At 59.7% G+C, this 21,615-nt stretch carries 19 protein-coding genes and 2 tRNA genes; 11 read left to right on the top strand and 10 right to left on the bottom strand.

The genetic code is table 11. The features are described from left to right. The first annotated feature begins 113 nt into the window (after window positions 1-113). Entirely contained in the window at window positions 114-986 is an 873-nt protein-coding gene (locus AC5I5B_RS07845; RefSeq protein ID WP_111834424.1) for an ATP-binding protein, read from the top strand. Between the two features lie 161 nt (window positions 987-1,147). Beyond that, window positions 1,148-2,338, top strand: a complete 1,191-nt coding sequence (gene fdhA, locus AC5I5B_RS07850) for a formaldehyde dehydrogenase, glutathione-independent (RefSeq protein ID WP_003502846.1) — start codon at window positions 1,148-1,150, stop codon at window positions 2,336-2,338. 96 nt (window positions 2,339-2,434) lie between these two features. Here fdhA and AC5I5B_RS07855 read toward each other — a convergent pair whose 3' ends face one another. Then, on the bottom strand, window positions 2,435-3,094 hold the full coding sequence (locus tag AC5I5B_RS07855; protein ID WP_111834425.1) for a TetR/AcrR family transcriptional regulator: 660 nt from the start codon (window positions 3,092-3,094) through the stop codon (window positions 2,435-2,437). A 110-nt stretch (window positions 3,095-3,204) separates the two neighbouring features. Between AC5I5B_RS07855 and AC5I5B_RS07860 the strand changes: the two genes are divergently transcribed. Then, window positions 3,205-4,596 (top strand): cytochrome P450, encoded by a 1,392-nt coding sequence (locus AC5I5B_RS07860; protein ID WP_111834426.1) that lies wholly within the window; start codon window positions 3,205-3,207, stop codon window positions 4,594-4,596. Window positions 4,597-4,651: 55 nt separating this feature from the next. On the opposite strand, the gene AC5I5B_RS07865 is transcribed toward AC5I5B_RS07860, so the two are convergent. The 3 genes from AC5I5B_RS07865 to AC5I5B_RS07875 form a co-directional block, all read right to left on the bottom strand. Further along, a complete protein-coding gene (locus AC5I5B_RS07865) occupies window positions 4,652-4,855 on the bottom strand; it encodes a DUF3126 family protein (RefSeq protein WP_003502851.1) in 204 nt (67 codons plus the stop codon). Window positions 4,856-4,996: 141 nt separating this feature from the next. Continuing rightward, window positions 4,997-5,821 carry a serine O-acetyltransferase gene (cysE, locus tag AC5I5B_RS07870; RefSeq protein WP_003502853.1) on the bottom strand — a complete coding sequence of 275 codons (825 nt, stop codon included), beginning with the start codon at window positions 5,819-5,821 and terminating at the stop codon, window positions 4,997-4,999. 142 nt (window positions 5,822-5,963) lie between these two features. After that, entirely contained in the window at window positions 5,964-6,740 is a 777-nt protein-coding gene (locus AC5I5B_RS07875; RefSeq protein WP_111834532.1) for an alpha/beta fold hydrolase, read from the bottom strand. 170 nt (window positions 6,741-6,910) lie between these two features. Between AC5I5B_RS07875 and AC5I5B_RS07880 the strand changes: the two genes are divergently transcribed. Both AC5I5B_RS07880 and AC5I5B_RS07885 read left to right on the top strand, forming a co-directional pair. After that, window positions 6,911-7,156 carry a zinc-finger domain-containing protein gene (locus tag AC5I5B_RS07880; protein ID WP_003502857.1) on the top strand — a complete coding sequence of 82 codons (246 nt, stop codon included), beginning with the start codon at window positions 6,911-6,913 and terminating at the stop codon, window positions 7,154-7,156. Window positions 7,157-7,185: 29 nt separating this feature from the next. Beyond that, window positions 7,186-8,367: an FAD-dependent monooxygenase gene (locus AC5I5B_RS07885; protein WP_111834427.1), complete on the top strand. Its 1,182-nt coding sequence runs from the start codon at window positions 7,186-7,188 to the stop codon at window positions 8,365-8,367. A gap of 18 nt (window positions 8,368-8,385) precedes the next feature. On the opposite strand, the gene AC5I5B_RS07890 is transcribed toward AC5I5B_RS07885, so the two are convergent. After that, a complete protein-coding gene (locus AC5I5B_RS07890; RefSeq protein WP_111834428.1) occupies window positions 8,386-9,573 on the bottom strand; it encodes a cystathionine beta-lyase in 1,188 nt (395 codons plus the stop codon). A 376-nt stretch (window positions 9,574-9,949) separates the two neighbouring features. Here AC5I5B_RS07890 and AC5I5B_RS07895 point away from each other — a divergent pair, with 376 nt between their 5' ends. The 6 genes from AC5I5B_RS07895 (at window position 9,950) to AC5I5B_RS07920 (ending at window position 15,200) form a co-directional block, all read left to right on the top strand. Beyond that, window positions 9,950-10,972: an amino acid ABC transporter substrate-binding protein gene (locus AC5I5B_RS07895; RefSeq protein ID WP_003502863.1), complete on the top strand. Its 1,023-nt coding sequence runs from the start codon at window positions 9,950-9,952 to the stop codon at window positions 10,970-10,972. A 109-nt stretch (window positions 10,973-11,081) separates the two neighbouring features. Then, window positions 11,082-12,278, top strand: coding sequence for an amino acid ABC transporter permease (locus AC5I5B_RS07900; protein ID WP_495752609.1), 1,197 nt, complete (start codon window positions 11,082-11,084; stop codon window positions 12,276-12,278). A gap of 2 nt (window positions 12,279-12,280) precedes the next feature. Then, window positions 12,281-13,438, top strand: coding sequence for an amino acid ABC transporter permease (locus tag AC5I5B_RS07905; protein WP_003502867.1), 1,158 nt, complete (start codon window positions 12,281-12,283; stop codon window positions 13,436-13,438). 11 nt (window positions 13,439-13,449) lie between these two features. Beyond that, window positions 13,450-14,223, top strand: coding sequence for an amino acid ABC transporter ATP-binding protein (locus tag AC5I5B_RS07910; protein ID WP_111834429.1), 774 nt, complete (start codon window positions 13,450-13,452; stop codon window positions 14,221-14,223). Window positions 14,224-14,598: 375 nt separating this feature from the next. Continuing rightward, window positions 14,599-14,673 (top strand) — tRNA-Glu (locus AC5I5B_RS07915). 452 nt (window positions 14,674-15,125) lie between these two features. Further along, window positions 15,126-15,200: transfer RNA gene (locus AC5I5B_RS07920), tRNA-Glu, on the top strand. Window positions 15,201-15,328: 128 nt separating this feature from the next. On the opposite strand, the gene recJ is transcribed toward AC5I5B_RS07920, so the two are convergent. From recJ to AC5I5B_RS07945, 5 genes are all read right to left on the bottom strand, one after another. Beyond that, the gene (gene recJ, locus AC5I5B_RS07925) at window positions 15,329-17,137 is read right to left on the bottom strand and encodes a single-stranded-DNA-specific exonuclease RecJ (protein WP_111834430.1); all 1,809 of its coding nucleotides are present in this window, start codon (window positions 17,135-17,137) and stop codon (window positions 15,329-15,331) included. 95 nt (window positions 17,138-17,232) lie between these two features. After that, on the bottom strand, window positions 17,233-17,457 hold the full coding sequence (locus AC5I5B_RS07930) for a hypothetical protein (protein ID WP_060725790.1): 225 nt from the start codon (window positions 17,455-17,457) through the stop codon (window positions 17,233-17,235). A gap of 187 nt (window positions 17,458-17,644) precedes the next feature. Then, complete coding sequence (locus tag AC5I5B_RS07935; protein ID WP_020012584.1) at window positions 17,645-18,955, bottom strand: homoserine dehydrogenase; 1,311 nt, start codon at window positions 18,953-18,955, stop codon at window positions 17,645-17,647. A gap of 61 nt (window positions 18,956-19,016) precedes the next feature. Continuing rightward, the gene (locus tag AC5I5B_RS07940; protein ID WP_003502876.1) at window positions 19,017-20,237 is read right to left on the bottom strand and encodes an LL-diaminopimelate aminotransferase; all 1,221 of its coding nucleotides are present in this window, start codon (window positions 20,235-20,237) and stop codon (window positions 19,017-19,019) included. A gap of 302 nt (window positions 20,238-20,539) precedes the next feature. Next, on the bottom strand, window positions 20,540-21,499 hold the full coding sequence (locus AC5I5B_RS07945) for a nucleoside hydrolase (protein ID WP_111834533.1): 960 nt from the start codon (window positions 21,497-21,499) through the stop codon (window positions 20,540-20,542). Between the last annotated feature and the right edge of the window lie 116 nt (window positions 21,500-21,615).

A 21,615-nucleotide genomic window follows, 5' to 3' on the forward strand; every position in this document is an offset into this window, starting at 1 on the left:
GCAGGGCCCACGCCGTACCGATTCCGGACCTCTTAACCTTTATGGGCGCCAAACACCATGCTAGGCCGGGCGCAAAACAGAGTTTTGAACACCAGACAAGCGGAAGAAACACCATGATTCGAGAAGAAACGGCCTCCCTGCTTCTTTCAGAACTGCGCCGGCTCACCCTCGCCGTGGAGCGGCTGGCCGGCCCCGCGCCCGCCGTAAACGACTGGGATGCGGCCGATTGTTTCGTCTGGGTGCCGACCAACTCCTTTATCCAGCCGGTTCCCCGCCCCAACCGCATCGCGCTGAAGCTGATCCGTGGCGTCGATCATGTGCGTGACATCCTGCATGAAAACACGCTGCGCTTCGCGGAAGGTTTTGCCGCCAACAACGTGCTCCTGTGGGGCGCGCGCGGCATGGGTAAATCCTCGCTGGTCAAGGCCGTTCACGAAGATGTGCGCGCGGCAAGCGGCGTTTCGCTCAAACTGGTGGAAGTGCACCGCGAGGACATTCACACCCTGCCCGCCCTGCTCGACATCCTGAAGGCGTCAGGCCAGCGCGTCATCGTTTTCTGCGATGACCTCTCCTTCGACCATGACGATACAGCCTATAAATCGCTGAAGGCAGCACTCGACGGCGGCATCGAGGGACGGCCGGACAATGTGCTGTTTTATGCGACCTCCAACCGCCGCCATCTTCTGCCGCGCCACATGATGGAAAACGAGCAGTCCACCGCCATCAACCCTTCGGAAGCGGTTGAGGAAAAAGTGTCGCTTTCGGACCGGTTCGGCCTGTGGCTCGGTTTCCACAAATGCGGCCAGGAAGACTATCTGACGATGATCGACAGCTATGCCACGCATTTCGATCTGGGTCTGGACCGCGAAACGCTTCATCGTGAAGCGCTGGAATGGGCAGCCACCCGCGGCGGCCGCTCGGGCCGCGTTGCCTGGCAATATATTCAGGATGCCGCCGGCCGCCTCAGAAAACCACTCGACAGATAACGCCACCGTGACACCGGATGAAAGCCGGTGTCGTTACGGCCACAACCAGTGTCGTATTCCCGAACGCCACATCTCCCCTCACATGGTTTGCTGCACCCATGGAGTCACCTGCCCGCGGAGGAGCGGACAGGCACGGTGTTCAAACCACGGAGGAGATGGATATGAGCAGGAACAGAGGCGTCGTCTACATGCGGCCGGGTCAGGTCGAAGTCCGCGACATCGACGACCCGAAGCTTGAGGCGCCGGATGGCCGCCGTATCGAGCACGGCGTGATTCTCAAGGTGATTTCCACCAATATCTGCGGCTCCGACCAGCACATGGTGCGCGGCCGCACCACGGCAATGCCGGGCCTCGTTCTTGGCCATGAGATCACCGGTGAAGTCATCGAAAAAGGCATCGACGTCGAGATGCTGCAGGTCGGTGATATCGTATCCGTGCCGTTCAACGTCGCCTGCGGCCGTTGCCGCTGCTGCAAGTCGCAGGATACCGGCGTGTGCCTGACGGTGAACCCATCCCGCGCCGGCGGCGCGTACGGTTATGTCGATATGGGCGGCTGGATCGGCGGACAGGCCCGCTATGTCACCATCCCCTATGCCGATTTCAACCTGCTGAAGTTCCCGGACCGCGACAAGGCGATGTCGAAAATCCGCGACCTCACCATGCTGTCGGACATTCTGCCGACCGGCTTCCACGGCGCGGTCAAGGCGGGCGTCGGCGTCGGCTCTACGGTCTATGTCGCAGGCGCCGGCCCGGTGGGTCTCGCCGCTGCCGCCTCCGCCCGCATTCTGGGTGCTGCCGTCGTCATGATCGGCGATTTCAACAAGGATCGCCTTGCCCATGCAGCAAAAGTCGGCTTCGAACCCGTCGATCTTTCCAAGGGCGACCGGCTGGGCGACATGATCGCCGAGATCGTCGGCACCAATGAGGTTGATAGTGCAATCGACGCCGTCGGTTTCGAGGCACGCGGCCATTCCGGCGGTGAACAGCCAGCCATCGTTCTCAACCAGATGATGGAAATCACCCGCGCCGCCGGCTCTATCGGCATCCCCGGGCTTTATGTCACAGAAGATCCCGGCGCGGTTGACAATGCGGCAAAACAGGGCGCCCTTTCGCTGCGCTTTGGCCTCGGCTGGGCAAAGGCGCAATCCTTCCACACCGGCCAGACGCCAGTGCTGAAATATAACCGCCAGCTCATGCAGGCGATCCTGCATGACCGCCTGCCGATTGCCGATATCGTCAACGCCAAGATCATCGCGCTTGATGACGCCGTGCAGGGTTATGAAAGCTTCGACCAGGGTGCGGCAACCAAGTTCGTCCTCGATCCGCATGGCGATCTGCTGAAGGCTGCCTGATACTTCAGCGGCACCCGGCTGATACTCGTAAAAGCGCCCGCGACGGATATCGTCGCGGGCGTCTTTGTTTCCCGTCCTGTCACCGTCAGGTGAAACTTACGGTTCCACTATCAGCATCGCTTCCAGTTCGGCTTTCGCTTCCGGGGAGAGATAGGGGCTGAACAGGCTTGAGACCTGCTCCAATCCCCAGTCTAGCTGCTGCGATCCAAATTCGGTGATACCTTCCTGAAGGTTGAGATAGGCCGCCCAATAGGTGGAGACGATCCAGAGATTTGTCAGGACGGCCGACCGTTCTTCCTCGGGAATAACTGCCAGGCCCGCTTTCTCCATGCGGGCGACGATATCGCCGACAGCGAGACGCATGGCGGCGCTTATGGTTCGCACAGGCTCCACCAGCGCCGGGGCGGAAGAGATAAGGCCGACCAGATCGCGAAACAGGAAACGATAGTCCCATACAAGCGAAAACCAGAGCCGCAGAAAACCGGCATAGGTTGCCGCCGCCGCCTCATCCGCCCCGTCAATCTTTCCGACAATCGCCAGCGCATCGGCCTCGAATCGTGCAAACAGCGCCAGAAACAGCGCTTCCTTGGTGCGGAAGTGGTAATAGAGATTGCCCTCATTGATTTCTACCGCTCGCGCGATTTCGGCCGTCGTCACATGATCGGGCCCGCGCTCGTTGAACAGCACAAGTGCGGCGTCGAGAATTCTCTGGCGCGTGGGACGAACGGACGTGCGTCCGGTATTGATTTTTTTCATTGATGTCGAACCCAACCATTGAAACCTAAGGCATGCACCTTAAATACCAAAAATAAGGTATACACCTTAACAGAAAATGTAAGTGTTCAACGCGGACAAAGGACCTGTAAATGACCGGCACCGACATTCGCACCGCCTCCCCCGATACGCCCGGAACCGCTCCCGTCTCCAAATTCGCGACGGTACGCGTCGCCCTGTCGCTCATCCGCAATCCGTTGAAGGCTCTGCCGCCGGAAATTTTCAGCGAGCCGGCGGTCTTTACGCGCCTTGGCGGTGTCATGCGGGTTCATCTTGCCGACCCCGCACTTATTCATGAAGCTCTGGTCAAGAACGCCCATCTGCTCGGCAAGGGCGAAGATGTACGCCGCGCCCTCGGCCCCGCACTCGGCCAGGGCCTGCTGACGGCCGACGGCGATCACTGGAAGTGGCAAAGGCAATCCGTCGCCGCGGCCTTTCGGCACGAGAAGCTGCTGGAATTGCTACCGGTCATGATCGACGCCGCGCGTCGCACGCAAGGGCGCTGGCGCTCACCTGCCGGTGATATCGATATCGGCCATGAGATGATGCGGACGACGTTCGATATCATTGTCGAAACCATGATGTCCGGCGGCCATGGCATCGATATAGGACGTGTCGAGCAAAGCATCACCGATTATCTGAAACCCACGGGCTGGACCTTCGCGCTCGCCATGCTGGGCGCACCGGAATGGCTTCCGCATCCGGGCCGGCGCAAGGCCCGCGCGGCGGTCGGCTATCTTCGTTCCAGCCTTGCGACCGTCATTTCCGAAAGACGGCAGAATCCGATCGAAAGGAACGATCTGGTTTCCATGCTGCTCGAAGCGAAAGACCCGGAAACCGGACGCATGATGAGCGACACGGAAATCATCGACAATCTCCTGACCTTCATCACGGCCGGTCATGAAACCACGGCCCTCGGCCTTGCCTGGACTTTCCATCTGCTCTCCCAAAGCAGCGACGTGGAAAGCAAGGTCATCGACGAGATTGAAACCGCTACCGCCGGCGAACCGGTGGCGGCGGATCATATCGCCCGCCTGACCTATACCAGACAGGTATTTTCGGAAGCGATGCGGCTCTACCCGCCCGCCCCTGTCGTGACACGCACCGCATTGCAGGACTTCAGGCTCGGCGAACACGATATCCCGGCGGGCACCGTTCTTTATGTGCCGATCTACGCCGTCCACCGGCACACCACGCTGTGGGACGAACCCGACCGCTTCGACCCGTCACGTTTCGAACCCGAAAAGATCAAGGCGCGCCACCGCTACGCCTATATGCCCTTCGGCGCGGGCCCGCGCGTCTGCATCGGCAACGCCTTTGCCATGATGGAGGCTGTCGCAATCCTTGCCGTGCTTTTGCAGGACGTCCACCTCAAGAACAAAAGCCCGGCAAATACGGAGCCGCTGATGCGGGTCACCTTGCGGCCGGAAAACCGCCTGATGATGCAGGTGAGCCCGCGACAAAACAAATCGCCCGCGGCGTAACCACCGCGGGCGACTGATTTAGTGCGAAACTCCATCCGTCACCGAATGGTGACGATCAGAGATCGACGTCGAGGATCGCCATGGAGAAGTTGTAGGAACGGTCGCCGTCTTCGTCATCGATATAAACGACGCCGAGAAACTCTTCGCCAAGATACACTTCGGCGGAATCGTCCTTGCGCGGACGCGCCTTCACAATCATCTTTTCATTGAAGGTGCGCTTGAAATAGGCGTCGAGTTTTTTGATTTCGTCGGCTTTCACCACTATTCTCCTGTGCGGTTCGCGTTGAGCCGCTTTTGGCATGGGACAAAGGCCAAAGTAAAGTGAAAGCGGCAAGTCATCCGCGTCTTCCACACGGACGACCGTGAAAATGCCGGCCCCATCAGAGCGCGACAGGGCCGGTCAGATATCGGCTCCGATAAGCTGGTCCATCAGGCGCGAGGGCTCCGAACACCCTGCTTCTCCCACCACGCGCGCCGGCACGCCGGCAACGGTAGTCTTCGGCGGAACCGGCTTCAGCACCACCGAACCGGCGGCGATGCGCGAGCAGCTGCCGATTTCGATATTGCCGAGGATTTTCGCCCCCGCCCCGATCATCACGCCATTGGCGATCTTCGGGTGGCGATCCGCCCCCTCCTTGCCGGTGCCGCCAAGTGTGACGCCATGCAGGATGGAGACGTTGTCACCGATGACGGCCGTCTCGCCGACCACCAGCCCGGTGGCATGGTCGAGGAAGATGCCCTTGCCGATGCGCGCGGCCGGATTGATATCGGTCTGGAAGATGCTCGATGAGCGGCTTTGCAGATAAAGCGCCAGATCCCTGCGGCCCTTTTGCAGCAGCCAATGGGCAAGGCGATGGGTCTGGATGGCCTGGAACCCCTTGAAATAGAGGAGCGGCTCCATGAAGCGCGTGCAGGCCGGATCACGGTCGTAAACGGCCTGGATATCGACGCGCAGCACGCTTCCCCATTCCGGCCAGTCATCCAGCATATCCTGGAAGGTCTGGCGCAGAAGCACGGCCTGCATGTCGGGATGATCGAGGAGTTCACAGATACGGTAGATCACACATTCTTCGAGAGACCGGTGATTGAGGATCGTCGAATAAAGGAAGGCCGAAAGCAGCGGATCCTGTGCCGCGGCGCTACGCGCCTCATGCAGCAGGCTGCCCCAGATCGGATCGACGATCGCCAGCTGTTCGGGCTGACGGGCCTCGGTACGTGCGACCATGAATGGTCTCCTCGTTTGCAGTAGTCGTTCTTTATACAGAAAAAGACGTGCATTAGAAATGGGATTCGAATGACGACTTTAAAGGCGGCAAGGCTTCAGTTTTTCTTCATGCAGCATGAAAAACCGTTTCTTGCCATCACGCTCATAGCGAGCGGTAAAATTCCAGCACCGCCGCCTTGAACACCCGGTCGCCGACAGCCAGCATGTGGTCGCGGCCGGGAATATCGATTGCCCGCGCATGCGGCATGATCGCCGCAAGCTCCGCGCCGGATCCGGCGATGTCGTCTTTCGTTCCGACTGCGATCAGCGTCGGGGCGTCGATCTTTTCCGCCTGTTCGCGCGTGACGAGAACCCGCGATGTCTCGATGCAGGCGGCCAGCGCCAGCCGGTCGCTTTTCGTCTGGTCGGCAAAGGCGCGGAACATACGGCCGCGCTCGTGCGTCACGACATCGAGCGAAGGTGCCAGAAGCGCCTCGGCAATCGGATCCCAGTCGCCGACACCCTCGACCATGCCGATGCCGAGCCCGCCGAAGACCAGCGAACGCACACGCTCAGGATGGGCCATGGCAAGGAAGGCGGAAATGCGCGCGCCCATGGAATATCCTATCACATGGGCTTCGGCGATGCCGAGATGATTGAGCAGCGCCACCGCATCGCCGGCCATGACAGGCGGATAATAGGCTTCCGGATCATGCGGCTTGTCGCTTGCGCCATGGCCACGATTGTCAATGGCGATCACCCGGTAACCCGCTTCACCCAGCGTCTTCAGCCAGCCGGGATGCACCCAGTTGACATTGGCGCTGGAGGCAAAGCCGTGGATCAGCAAAACCGGATCGCCCGCCGGATTACCCTCGTCGAAATAGGCAAGGCGAAGGCCGTCATGGGAAAAATCGGAAAACTGCGGCGTGTTGAGATTCATCAAGGACATCCTTTTTGCCGGACCATATGGCAGGAATTAGCAATGTTGAACATGTTTTGCTGACGATTTTTATGGAGATGCAATGCGTTTGAGGCTACATATCCGCAACGACGAGCCGATGCGCGAAAACCAGCGGCGGCTCGATAACGATGTTGCATTTGGAGACGAACATGGCCGGCCATTCCATTCCCCACTTCCAGAACGATGGCGGACACCGCATGATCGAGATCGGCGTCAAGGAATTCATGTGCACCGGCGCTTCCGTGCCTTTCGATCATCCGCATATCTTCATCGATATGGGCGACGACAATGAGAAGGTCTGTTCCTACTGCTCGACCCTTTATCGCTACAATCCGTCGCTGAAGGCAGAGCAGACCAATCCTCCGGGCTGCGTCTTCCATGTGAAGGCTGCCTGACCTTCCACCTTTTCTGATCGGGGCGCACCATGCCCATAAAATCCGTAGCCATTGTCGGTGCCGGCATTGCCGGTCTCACCGCTGCCCTTTCTTTTGCCCGGCACGGTATCGACTGTGACATCATCGAACAGGCCGGCGAACTGGCGGAAGTTGGCGCCGGCCTGCAGCTTTCCCCCAATGCCGCCCGCATTCTCGCCACGCTCGGGGTACTGCCTGATATCGAGGCGCGCTGGACCGAACCTCTCAGCGTCGAACTCGCCTCCGGAAAATCGCTTGCCACGCTGCTCTCCCTGCCGATGGGCGCGGTGGCCCGCAGCCGCTGGGGCGCACCCTATGGCGTGCTGCACCGCTCGACGCTGCAAAACGCACTTCTCCAGGCGGTGATACGCAACCCGCTTTGCCGCCTGCATCTCGGAAAACGCATCGAAAATGCGACAGCGGATATCATTGCCGCAACCACTTTCCGCGACCATGATCTGATGGTCGGCGCGGATGGCGTCTGGTCGGCGGCCCGCTTCGCCGTGCCTTCCGCTCCCACCGCCACCTTCTCCGGCAATGTGGCCTGGCGCTTCACGGTCACGGCAAATGACGTGCCGTCAGCCATCAACAAAAGCGCCGTCACGGCCTATCTCGGCTCGGGCGGCCATATCGTCGCCTATCCGCTGAAGGAAATCGGCGGCTTCAACATCGTCGCCATCGCGCTCGGCGCCGACCCCGGCGCGACATGGCGGGCGGAATCGAGCGGACGGCAGAAAGCCCTCTTGCTGGAACAGTTTCGCGGCTTCAGCCCTGACATCGTCCGATTGCTTGATTCGTCTGAAAACCCGACTTTCTGGCCGCTCTATCAGGCTGGCTCCGGCCGCTGGCACAACGGCCGTGACACGGTGCTGATCGGCGACGCGGCGCACGCCATGATGCCGTTCGCCGCCCAGGGCGCGGCCATGGCGATCGAGGATGCGTTTGAACTTGCGGGAACCATGGCAGGCAGCAACGCCGGAGCCCCGCCGCCCGTGCCGCAGGCCCTTGCCGCTTTCGAGGCCCTGCGCCTGCCGCGCATAGAAAAGGCCCGCAAGCGGGCCTCTCTCAATCGTTTTGCCTATCATGCCAGAGGCCCGGTCCGCACCGCGCGGGACTTCGTGTTTTCCACACGTCCGACGGAAGCCTTCCTGAAGGACTTCGACTGGCTCTACGGTTATCACGCAAAGGGCTGAAGGGTGCGGGGTCTGAAATCAGACTCCGGCGGCAGCCGCGAACCCGGCTTCGAGGTCCTTCTGGAGATCGGCGACATCCTCGAGCCCGATCTGCAGGCGGATGACCGGCCCTTCGGAGGGGCCCTTGGCGATGGTCCTGTCGACAAGCGACACCGAAACAGCAAGCGATTCGTATCCGCCCCAGGAATAGCCGAGCCCGAAGAACGTCAGCGCATCAAGGAAGGCAGCCGCCGTCTGCTTGTATTTGCCCTCTTCCGCCTTCAGCACGAAGGAGAAGACACCGCTTGCGCCCTTGAAATCGCGCTTCCAGAGTTCGTGCCCGGCAAAGCTCGGCAAGGCCGGATGCAGCACACGAATGACGTCGTCACGGCTCTCCAGCCATGTGGCGATTTCAAGCGCGCTTTTCTGATGATGCGCCAGCCGGATTCCCATGGTGCGCATGCCGCGCAGGATCTGATAGGCATCGTCAGAGGTGACGCAGATGCCAAGATTGGTATTGGCCTGATAAAGCGTCTTCCAATGCTTTTCATTGGCCGAGACGAAACCCATCAGCACGTCCGAATGACCCGAAGGATATTTGGTGGCGGCGTGAATGGAGACATCGACGCCGAAATCGAGCGGCCTGAAATAAAGCGGCGTCGCCCAGGTATTGTCCATCGTCACCACACAATTATGCCTGTGGGCGATCTCGGTGATCAGCCGGACATCCTGAATGTCGAAGGTATTGGAGCCCGGCGCTTCCAGATGCACGAGTTTGGTATTCGGACGGATCAGCGCCTCGATGCCCGTGCCGATTGCCGGGTCGTAATATTCCACCTCGACGCCGAGCTTCCGCAGCATCATGTTGCAGAAGCGGCGCGTGGGATAATAGACGGAATCGACAATCAACGCATGATCGCCGGCGCCGAGATAGGCGAGGAACGGCACGGTAATCGCCGCAAGGCCCGACGGCACGAGAATGGTTCCGGCAGACCCTTCCAGCTCATCGACGAGACTGCACAGCGCATCGGTCGTCGGCGTGCCATGGGTGCCATAGGTGTATTTCTGGTTTTCGGTCGAAAGCGTCTCGGCATCGGGGAAAAGCACTGTAGAGCCACGCACGATGGGCGGATTGACGAAACCGAAGCAGTCCGCGGGATCGTTGCCGCCGTGGGTCAGGCGCGTATTCACACCTGCGGCGGAAAGCAGGTCATTTGTCTTGGTCATTTCAGATCAGCTTTCGAAGGAACATTGACGCGTGCGACAATGCTAAGAGCGGACCGCAAGGTCAAGTCCCGCAGGGTTCTGTCAAACAGGGTGAATTGATCCGCCGAGAGCGAGCATACAACAAGTATACAAATACTGTGCAAGTTCAAATTTTCGCAAAAATATGCTTATATTTTCACCCTTTGCACACTTCCCGACCAAAATTTGGAAAATTCCGTTTTATAGGCACAATTATTGCCCGCACGTCTTGACCCCGCTGCCAATTGCGATTGTGATAGAAAAAGCGGATCGAAAAGGTCTCGCTGAAGGGGGAGCTGGGGCAAGACAATATGCCGGTCCTCTTCCAAGTGACGATAACAAACAAAGGTTGGGAAAAATGAAAAAGGCAATTCTGTCAGCCGCCATCGGCGCAGCAGTTTTGGGAGGAGCCTCGGTCGCTTCGGCTGCGACGCTTCAGGATGTGAAGGGCAAGGGTTTCGTCACCTGCGGCGTCAGCGCCGGCATTCCGGGATTTTCCAATCCCGATGACAAGGGCGAATGGTCCGGTATCGACGTGGACTATTGCCGTGGTATTGCCACTGCGGTTTTCGGCGATCCTTCCAAGGCCAAGTTCGTCGCCCTTTCGAGCAAGGACCGTTTCCCGGCTCTCCAGTCCGGTGAAGTCGATGTTCTGACCCGTAACACCACCTGGACGATCAGCCGCGACACGTCGCTCGGCTTCAACTTCCGTACCGTCAACTATTATGACGGCCAGGGTTTCATCGCCAAGAAGGGCTTGAATGTTAAGTCCGCGCTCGAGCTTTCCGGCGCCGCCGTCTGCGTTCAGACCGGCACGACCACCGAGCTCAATCTCGCCGACTACTTCAAGACCAACAATCTGCAGTACAACCCGGTCGTTTTCGAAAAGGAAGCCGACGCAACCTCCGCCTATGATTCCGGCCGTTGCGACGTCTACACCACCGACCAGTCCGGTCTTTACGCCATCCGCCTCAAGCTGAAGAACCCGGACGACAACATCGTTCTGCCTGAGGTCATCTCCAAGGAGCCGCTTGGACCGGCCGTTCGCCAGGGCGACGACCAGTGGTTCGACATCGTGACCTGGGTTCACTACGCCATGGTCAATGCCGAAGAACTGGGCATCACCTCGAAAAACGTCGATGAGCAGAAGACCAGCGCCAACCCTGATATCAAGCGCCTGCTCGGCACGGAAGAAGGCACCAAGATCGGTACCGATCTCGGCGTGACCAACGACTGGGCCTACAACATCATCAAGCTGGTGGGTAACTACGGCGAAGTCTTCGACCGCAACGTCGGTGCAGGCTCTCCGCTGAAGATCGAGCGCGGCCAGAACGCGCTGTGGACCAAGGGCGGCCTGCAATACGCACCGCCGGTCCGTTGATCGGCCCCATCATCGGCTAGATCATGACAGGAGGCTGGGCAATGCCCGGCCTCCATTTTAAAATTATATAAATAAGCTCGCAAAGAGCATATAAAAGGGAAAGGTGCCTATGGCAGGCAACGCGGTCAGTTCGCAACGATCGCGCTCGCAAAGCGCGTCGTCACTTATCTACGATCCACGCATACGCGGAATTTTCTATCAGGTCCTGACAGTCGTCATCCTGGCCGCCTTCGTCTGGATCATCGTGACGAATACGATCACCAATCTTCAACGGTCAAACATTTCGTCCGGCTTCGGATTCCTCAACGGAAGAGCCGGTTTTGATATCGGCCAGTCGCTGATCGCTTATACCAGCGACGCGACCTATGGCCGGGCTTTGCTCGTTGGCATTCTCAACACGATCCAGGTTGCGTTTTTTGGCATCATCGCCGCCTCGATCATCGGTTTCATCGTTGGTATCGCCCGGCTGTCCAGCAACTGGCTGATTTCGAAGCTCGCGCAGGCCTATGTGGAAATCTTCCGCAACATCCCGCCCCTGCTCGTCATCTTCTTCTGGTACAAGGGCGTCATCTCAGTCCTGCCGCAGGCGCGTGATTCGCTGGAGCTTCCGCTCGGAAGCTACCTCAACAATCGCGGTTTCTTCTTTCCGAAGCCCCTTTGGGGCGAAGGCACGTGGCTGATACCGCTCGCCCTTCTGGTCGCCATCGTCATCAGCTTTTTCATTTACCGCTGGGCAAAGGCGAGACAGGAAAAGACCGGTCAGCAGTTCCGCACCGGGATCACGGCTACACTTCTCATCATCGGCCTTCCGGCCGCGACATTTCTCGCGCTCGGCTCACCGCTGACCTTCGACTACCCGATTGCCGGGCGGTTCAACCTCTCGGGCGGCGCGGTCGTCGCACCTGAATTCATGTCGCTGTTTCTGGCGCTTTCCTTCTACACCGCCTCCTTCATCGCCGAGATCGTTCGCGGCGGCATCAAGGCCGTGGCGAAGGGCCAGACGGAAGCTGCGGATGCGCTCGGGCTTCGTTCCAGCACCACGACGCGCCTGATCGTCGTTCCGCAGGCGATGCGCATCATCATCCCACCGCTGACAAGTCAATATCTCAACCTGACCAAGAACTCCTCGCTTGCGGTCGCGGTCGGCTTCGCCGACATCGTCTCCGTCGGCGGCACGATCCTGAACCAGACGGGTCAGGCGGTCGAAGTCGTTGCGATCTGGCTGGTCATCTATCTCTCGCTGTCCCTGCTCACGGCCGTGGTCATGAACTGGTTCAACGCGAAAATGGCCCTGGTGGAGAGATGACGATGACAACAAGCAATCACGCTTTCGTGCGGCAGACCATCGAGGACGCCAGACCCGCGCCCTCGAGCGCCGTCGGCTTCGGTCACTGGCTGCGCACCAAACTCTTCGCCACCCCCAAGGACACGGTCCTGACGGTGATCGCCCTTGCCCTGCTCGCCTATCTGGTGCCGCCGGTCATCAAGTGGCTGTTCATTGACGCGGTGTGGACCGGCAGCGATCGTATCGCCTGCCTGACCGCTTCGCAGGGCGGCGCGCTGCCGGACGGCCAGTCCGGTGCGTGCTGGGCTTTCGTTTCGGCAAAGCTCGGACAATTCGTCTTCGGCCGCTATCCGATCGACGAACGCTGGCGTCCCATCCTCGTGATGGTGACGTTCGCCATCCTGCTGATACCGATGCTGATTCCAAAAGCGCCGTTCAAGCGCCTCAACGCGCTGGTGCTTTTCATCATCCTGCCCTTCATTGCGTTTTTCCTGCTCATCGGCGGCGTCTTCGGCCTGCCGAAGGTGGAAACGCAGCTGTGGGGCGGCCTGATGGTGACGCTCATCCTGTCCTTCTTCGGGATCACGGTGTCGCTCCCCTTCGGCATTCTCCTGGCGCTCGGCCGACGGTCGAACCTGCCGGTCATCAAGATGCTCTGCGTGCTCTTCATTGAAGTCATCAGAGGTATTCCTCTGATCACCGTCCTGTTCTTCGCCAGCATCATGTTGCCGCTGTTCCTTCCCGACGGCTGGACCTTCGACAAGTTCCTGCGAGCTCTGGTCGGCGTGTCGCTCTTCTCGTCCGCCTATATGGCGGAGGTGATCCGTGGCGGCTTGCAGGCCATCCCGAAGGGGCAATATGAAGGGGCAGACTCGCTCGGCCTGAACTATTGGCAGAAAACCCGGCTGATCGTGCTGCCGCAGGCGCTGAAGCTCGTTATTCCGGGCATCGTCAACACCTTCATCGGTCTTTTCAAGGACACGTCGCTGGTCTCGATCATCGGCATGTTTGACCTGCTTGGCATTGTCACACTCAACCAGTCGGATGCGAACTGGGCGACGCCCGTCACCGCCATGACTGGCTATATTTTCGCAGGCTTCGTATTCTGGATATTCTGCTTCGGCATGTCGCGTTATTCGCTGTTCATGGAACGGCACCTCGACACCGGGCATAAACGATAAGGGACGCTCAAATGGCAGAAACCCAAACAAAAAAACTGACCGTCTCGACAACGGACGTAGCGATCGAACTCATCGGCATGAACAAGTGGTATGGCGACTTCCACGTACTGCGCGACATCAACCTGAAGGTCATGAAAGGCGAGCGCATCGTCATCGCCGGTCCTTCGGGGTCGGGCAAGTCGACCATGATCCGCTGCATCAACCGGCTGGAAGAACATCAGTCGGGTACGATCAATGTCGATGGCATCGAGCTCACCAACGATCTGAAGAAGATCGACGAGGTGCGCCGCGAGGTTGGCATGGTGTTCCAGCACTTCAATCTCTTCCCGCATCTGACGATCCTCGAGAACTGCACGCTGGCGCCGATCTGGGTTCGCAAGATGCCCAAGAAGGAAGCCGAAGAAGTGGCGATGCACTATCTGAAGCGCGTCAAGATCCCCGAGCAGGCTCATAAATATCCCGGCCAGCTCTCCGGCGGCCAGCAGCAGCGCGTGGCGATTGCCCGTTCGCTCTGCATGAAGCCGAAGATCATGCTGTTCGACGAACCCACCTCGGCGCTTGACCCGGAAATGGTCAAGGAAGTGCTCGACACCATGGTCAGCCTTGCCGAAGACGGCATGACGATGCTGTGCGTGACCCACGAAATGGGCTTTGCCCGCCAGGTCGCAAACCGCGTCATCTTCATGGACCAGGGCCAGATCGTCGAACAGAATTCGCCTGCCGAATTCTTCGACAATCCACAGCACGAGCGCACCCGGCTGTTCCTCAGCCAGATTCTGCACTGAGAACTTTTGCCATCAACGCATCATCCAACGGGGCCGTTTCGGCCCCGTTTTTTATTGCAGAAACAGTGGCCACACCCAACGTCATCCTCGCCCCTGAGGCGAGGATGACGGCAAATATGTTCTACCTCATCACTGCCTCGCCGTTAGTTCCAATCAAGCCAACGCTTGTGCTGAGTCGTCGTTTCACAGCCCACATCCAAAGCAACAGGCCTCAAAAATAGCCACAGCCCGACCATTTAACCATTTGTTACGAAACAAGAATCCTTGTTTCTCAGGGCTTCTGGCGGTCCATGTCATTTTTTTGTCAAATCATGCATTTTTCCGCTTGCGGAGCAACGGGAGCCTGACTATAAGGGCGCCACACCACAAGCGCACGCGCCCTTCGTCTATCGGTTAGGACGTCAGATTTTCATTCTGAAAAGAGGGGTTCGACTCCCCTAGGGCGTGCCACTTGCCTTCGTGTTCTTCCTCTTCAAAAATATAAAGCAGCTTCACAGATCGCGAATTCGTCGCGCGTGATCGATGCGCCGGAACCGATTCCCGGTCGGCACGTTAGAGTGCTGTCCCCCCGATGGAAGGCAAGCCGGATGAAGCGCCAGCGGGCAAATCGACCGGCTTGCCTTTCCCCCCTTTAGACAAGTCATAGCGTCGGTTCTTTCCGGCGGGCGGCAGATGCCAGCTAAGGGTTGGGAAAAGCACCCCCCGGCCTTCCACGAGGCATGAAGGCATTACCGGCGCGCAGCGATAGCGGCGAAATTTCAAGGCCTTGGCCAGACCCGGCTCAGTTTTCCACAGCCCTTTCGGCTTCCATAAAAAAACTCGTCGTGAAGCGAAAAAAATCAATTTTTCCGCTTGCGGAGCAACGGGAGCCTGACTATAAGGGCGCCACACCACAAGCGCACGCGCCCTTCGTCTATCGGTTAGGACGTCAGATTTTCATTCTGAAAAGAGGGGTTCGACTCCCCTAGGGCGTGCCACTTGCTTCTCCATAAAAATCAGTAGTCTGCACGAAAATCTTCACGCATCGCGTAAAGACGCATTGGCGTGTCTCGGCCATTCGTCAGAGACAGTGTTCCCAAAATTCAGGGTAAGTTCCAAGGCCCCGTCAGGGCGCGAAAGCCGCGTCCAGAACGCGCAGCTGCACGCGCCTCTGGCCCTGCCACAGATCGGCGCCCACGGTGCCTGCGACGTGAATGTTCCTGCCGCGTGCATTCAGCAGCATCTGCCCCAGAGGCGCTTCTGCAGCGCGAAACGCGATACCGTCCAGCCGCGAGCCGTCCATGGCCTCCAGCGTGATCTTGACGTGAGCTGTACCCACGAGCCGCACGTCGCGCAGGCGATGCGCCGGCACGGCAAAGATCGGCTGCGAGTGGCCTGATCCGTAAGGACCGGCCTGCTCCAACTGGTCGACAAGCTGCAATGTCGCGCCCGAGGCGCCGATGGCGCCGTCGATCTTCAGCACGCTGCTTTCCACCAGCTCATTCACGGTCTTTGCGGCCGCCTCCTCGAAGAAGGTCCTGAGCTTGCCGAGATTGGCGCGCTCAACCGTCAGACCGGCCGCCATGGCATGCCCACCGCCCTTGACCAGCAAACCGGCCTCCACGGCGGCGCGCACCATGCGCCCCATATCGAAACCGTTGATCGAACGGCCGGAGCCGGTGCCCTTGCCCGAGGGATCAAAAGCAATGGCGAAAGCCGGGCGGCGGAAACGATCTTTCAGACGCGAGGCGAGCAGGCCGACAATGCCGGGATGCCAGTTCTCGCGCGCGGTGACGATGACGCCCGCACCCGAGCCGTCGCCATATTCGAACAGAGCCTCCGCTTCGGCTTCCGCGAGCATCACCGCTTCCATCGCCTGCCGCTCACGGTTCAGCTCATCCAGCCGCTCCGCGATCACCTCGGCCTGCGAGGAATCATCTATCGTCAGCAGTCGGCTGCCGAGTGCCGCATCACCGATGCGGCCGCCGGCATTGATGCGCGGCCCGATCAGGAAACCGAAATGATAGGGTGTGACAGGGCCACCAAGCCCCGCCTTCTTGAACAGAGCAGCGAGACCTGCATTGTTCATGTGGCGCGCGGCAATCAGCCCCTTGACCACATAGGCGCGGTTGAGGCCCTTCAGCGGCACCACATCACATACGGTGGCAAGCGCAACGATATCGAGAAGGGACAGCAGATCGAGTGTGAAGGCCTGCCGGTTCCGCCTGTCCTTCAATAGGCGCAGGGTGGCGACCAGCACGAGGAACACCACGCCTGCCGCACAGAGATGCCCCTGCCCCGAAAGATCGTCCTCGCGGTTGGGATTGACCAGCGCCACCGCCGGCGGCAGCTCCGTGCCGACCTGGTGGTGATCGATCACCACGACATCCGTTCCCGCGTCCTTGGCGGCCTGCAGCGATTCATGGCTGGTTGAGCCGCAATCGACCGTCACGATCAGCGTCGCGCCATTGGCAGCAAGCTGCTGCATCGCCGCCGGGTTCGGCCCGTAGCCCTCAAAAATACGGTCGGGAATATAGATTTCCGGCGTCAGACCGAAATGCGCGAGAAAGCGATACATCAGTGCGGAAGAGGCTGCACCGTCGACATCGTAATCCCCGAAGATCGCCACCTTCTCGCCGGTCTCGATAGCGCGTACCAGCCGCTCGGCGGCCTTCTCGCAATCGGTCAGCATATGCGGATCGGGCATCAGGGAGCGGATGGTCGGATCAAGGAACGCCAGGGCGTCATCGACACCCACCCCGCGTCCGGCAAGAACGCGTGCGATCAATTCGGGAATGGCGTGAATCTGGGACATGGCCAGCGCGCGGTTCTGCCCGGCCTGATCCAGCCGCGATACCCAGCGCTGTTCTGTCGCCGACCGCTCCACGCTTAAAAATGCGCGGGCCACGGTATCGGCCGGCTCCATCATTGCCATCCTGTCCATTCGTCCTGTCATGCGCCTGATCGCGCTCTTAAGACGGGCTAAATGGCGGTGGCGCGTTTTTCAAGCAAAAACGCGCATATGAGGTTTCACACCGAAAAAATCGAGAAAAATGGGCTGACGATCGAGACAGCGCCAACGAGCAGCAGCAGCGAGAAGACGGCGAGCGAACACCAGTTGCGCTCATGCTCCCCCATGTCGAATTCCATAGTGCGAATATTGTCATTGGCATTGTGAGGCCGCGCCCGGTGATGGGTCGCCGCAATGCCAGCGCGCTTATTGTCCTTGAACAGGATGATCGATGTCACGGCCACGCCTCCCTCGCTTGGTGAACAGGATTAACCATAGTGCCGAATCGCCTTGTTTTCCAGCGCTTCCGACGCCTTCCCCTCAAATTTTATGGGCGCCGGACCACCGGCGCTATACAGGCAGCCATACAACGAAAAACCGCGCCTCCATATGGAAGCGCGGCTCTCGGTGTCATCAAAATAATGAAGCGTCTCAGGTCCGCTCGATGCGGATGACCTGCGGCTCGCTGACGAGATATTTCTCGTTCTTGATCGCCTTTACCGCCTTGCGGATCGCATCTTCCATCGTCGCATGGGTGACAAGGATGATGGTCTGCGGCGCGCCTTCCACATGCACGCGCTGGCGCTGCACGATGGATTCCAGCGAGATGTTATTGTCAGCCATGCGGGTGGCGATGGAGGCGAAGACGCCCGCCTGGTCCTTCACCGTCAGGCGGATGAAATAACCGCCCTCATGGCTCTTCATCTTGGCGCGGCGATACTCCGACAGGGATTTCGCCGGACGGCCGAGGACAGGCACCTGCTGGGCGCCCGGACGGCTCTTGGCGATATCGGCAATGTCGCCCAGCACGGCGGAAGCCGTGGCGTTGCCGCCCGCACCCGGGCCGACCATCAGCAATTCGCCGAGAATGTCGGATTCGATCGCCACCGCATTGGTCACGCCGTCCACCTGGGCAATGACGGAATCGAGCGGCACCATGGTCGGATGCACGCGCTGCTCGATGCCGGATTCGGTCACCTGCGCCACGCCGAGAAGCTTGATGCGGTAACCGAGTTCGGCGGCCGCCTGAATGTCCTCGCTGGAGATATTGGTGATGCCTTCCAGATAGATGTCATCAGCCGAAATCTTGTTGCCGAAGGCAAGCGTGGTCAAAATGGCGAGCTTGTGAGCGGTGTCGTTGCCCTCGATATCGAAGGCCGGATCGGCTTCGGCATAGCCCAGCCGCTGCGCTTCCTTCAGACAGGCCTCGAAGGACAGCCCTTCCTTCTCCATCTTGGTCAGGATGTAATTGCAGGTGCCGTTCATGATGCCGTAGATGCGCGACACATGGTTGCCGGTCAGGGATTCGCGCAGCGCCTTGATGACGGGGATACCGCCGGCCACCGCCGCTTCGAAATTGAGAAGCGCCCCCTTGTCTTCGGCAATGGTCGCCAGTTCGACGCCATGCTTGGCCAGCAGCGCCTTGTTGGCTGTCACCACGTGGAGACCACGTGCGAGTGCGGCCCGCACCGCATTTTCCGCCTGGCCGGAAGCACCGCCGACCAGTTCGACGAAGACGTCGATATCGGCTTCGCTTGCCATCTGCTCCGGCGTGTCGAACCAGGTAATACCCTTGAGATCGATGCCGCGGTCGCGCGAACGGTCGCGCGCGCTCACCGCAATAATCTCAATCGCGCGTCCGCAGGTAATCGCAAGTTCGTTGCTTCTCTGCTGGAGGATGCGCACGAGCGAAGCGCCGACAGTGCCGAGCCCCGCTATGCCGATTCTCAATGAATCTGCCATGGGTATGTTCCTGATTTGCTGGTGATGGTGGCGGCCGAGGCCCGGCCGCCTTCGGTTGCCCTTATCTGTGGGCGTTAAGCGAAACGACGTTGTGCATCGTTTCGTCTGCGCTCGACAGGAAACGCTTCAGATTGCGCGCTGCCTGACGAATTCGGTGCTCGTTTTCCACGAGCGCGAGACGGACGTAATCATCGCCCATCTCGCCAAAGCCGATGCCGGGAGCAACGGCAATATCGGCCTTCTCGACCAGAAGCTTGGAGAATTCCAGGCTGCCGAGATGGCGGAACTTTTCCGGGATTTTCGCCCAGGCGAACATGGTCGCCGCCGGCGGCGGAACCTCGAAGCCGGCCTTGCCGAACGTGTCGACCATGACATCGCGACGGCGGCGATAGACATTGCGCACTTCGGCAATGTCAGAGCCGTCACCGTTCAGCGCATGCGTTGCCGCAACCTGGATCGGCGTGAAGGCGCCGTAGTCGAGATAGGACTTCACACGCGTCAGCGCCGCGATCAGCCGCTCGTTGCCGACGGCAAAGCCCATACGCCAGCCTGGCATGGAGAAGGTCTTCGACATGGAGGTGAATTCCACCGCAACGTCGATTGCACCGGGAACTTCCAGAACCGAAGGCGGCGGATTGTTGTCGTCGAAATAGATCTCCGAATAGGCAAGGTCGGACAACACAATGATCTCGTGCTTCTTCGCAAAGGCGATCACGTCCTTGTAGAAATCAAGCGAGGCGACATGCGCCGTCGGGTTCGACGGGTAGTTGACGATCAGCGCCAGCGGCTTCGGGATGGAGTGGCGCACGGCGCGCTCCAGCGGGCCAAAGAAACTGTCATCAGGCTCGACATTCATCGAACGGATAACACCGCCCGCCATCAGGAAACCGAAGGCATGGATCGGATAGGTCGGGTTCGGACACAGGATGACGTCGCCCGGCGCGGTGATGGCCTGCGCCATATTGGCGAAGCCTTCCTTGGAGCCGAGGGTCGCGACGACCTGCGTATCGGGGTTCAGCTTCACGCCGAAACGGCGGGCATAATAACCGGCCTGCGCGCGGCGAAGGCCTGGAATGCCCTTGGAGGAGGAATAACGATGGGTACGCGGATCCTGAACGACCTCGCAAAGCTTGTCGACGATCGCCTTGGGGGTCGGAAGGTCGGGATTGCCCATGCCGAGATCGATGATATCGGCCCCGGCCGCTCGCGCGCTCGCTTTCAAACGGTTGACCTGTTCGAAGACGTATTGCGGCAGACGCCGGACCTTATGAAACTCTTCCATCTCTTTCCTCATGGGAATGGACCGGTTCTTCCGGTCCATAACGAAGGTTCGTTTTTTGTTGTTAAACGCCGCCGACACGAACCGACCCGGCAGGCGTTATTCATTGTAGCGCAAAGCACGGGAAAACCTACAGGGGTTTTCTTGGCCCACGCCGCATAGCGGCCATCCGCCCGTCCTTCCGGCACGGCCTTTTCAGCCCCTCAGGCATGGCGGATCGCGCACTACGATCAGGGAACTTGCATAACGCCAGATTCTTGGAAAATGCAAGGCAAGCCATGCTCAAGAACGGCCATTCCCGCCCTTCAGCCGCGCTCCCCTGTCACAATTGCGGCACGGATGACCGAAAGCACGCGCTCCGGCTCGATATTTGTGCAGACGAGCTGGCTCGGATGCCCATCCCAGTCACCGGGCGGAAAGGCGCGGCCATCCGGCTTCTGGATCGTCTGGCCGTCGGCAAGCCCGCCGCAGACGACGCGTACCGGGCCGCTGCGGGTTTCAAAAAGCTCAGGCGCCACAAGATAGACGCAGGCGCAGCTGTCATGCACCACCATGCCGTCGCCGGTGCGGGTCTTGTAGAAATCGATGTAGAACTGCGACAGGTCCGAAAGCAGCTGCACCGGCTTGCCGCCGGCCTTTGCCATGTCAGCCATGAAGGCGCTGGTCATCACCGTTTTCATCGTCACATCGAGACCGACAACGATCACGCGCCAGGGCGCGGTGAAGACGAGATCGGCCGCTTCAGGATCGCCGTGAATATTAGCCTCGGCCGCCGGCGACACATTGCCGTTCATGTCGAAGGCGCCGCCCATGACGATCACTTCCTTCACCAGCGCCGCGAAGTCAGGTTCTTCGCTGAGCGCCAGCGCCAGATTGGTCATGCGACCGACGGCAATCAGCGTCACCTCACCGGGATTGGCCTTTACCGTCTCGATGATGAAACGATGTGCGGGGCGCGGGTCGAGCGGCAGATCGATGGCCTCAGGGATATCGATATCGCCGAGACCGTTTTCGCCATGGATGAAGGTCGGCCAGTGGCCTTCCTTGCGGGCGGGATCGAAGGTCACGCCGGCGCCCCTGGCGACCGGTGCTGTCATCTGCCATTCCCGCTTCAGGAAGAGCGCATTGCGGGTGGTGATATCAATGGGCGCATTGCCGAAAACGGTGGTAACGCCGATCAGATCGATATCGGGATGGCGGTGCAGGAACAGAAGCGCCATGGCGTCATCCACACCGGGGTCCGTATCGAATATCACTTTATGCATAATGCCCTCATCCATATGTCTCAAGCGCCATCCGTCCTTCCGGCGACGCGCCACGGAAACATAACGATAAGCGGCAACACCGCAATCCCCCTGCCCGCTGCTGAACGCACAGAAAG

The organism is Agrobacterium sp. (assembly GCF_059499945.1).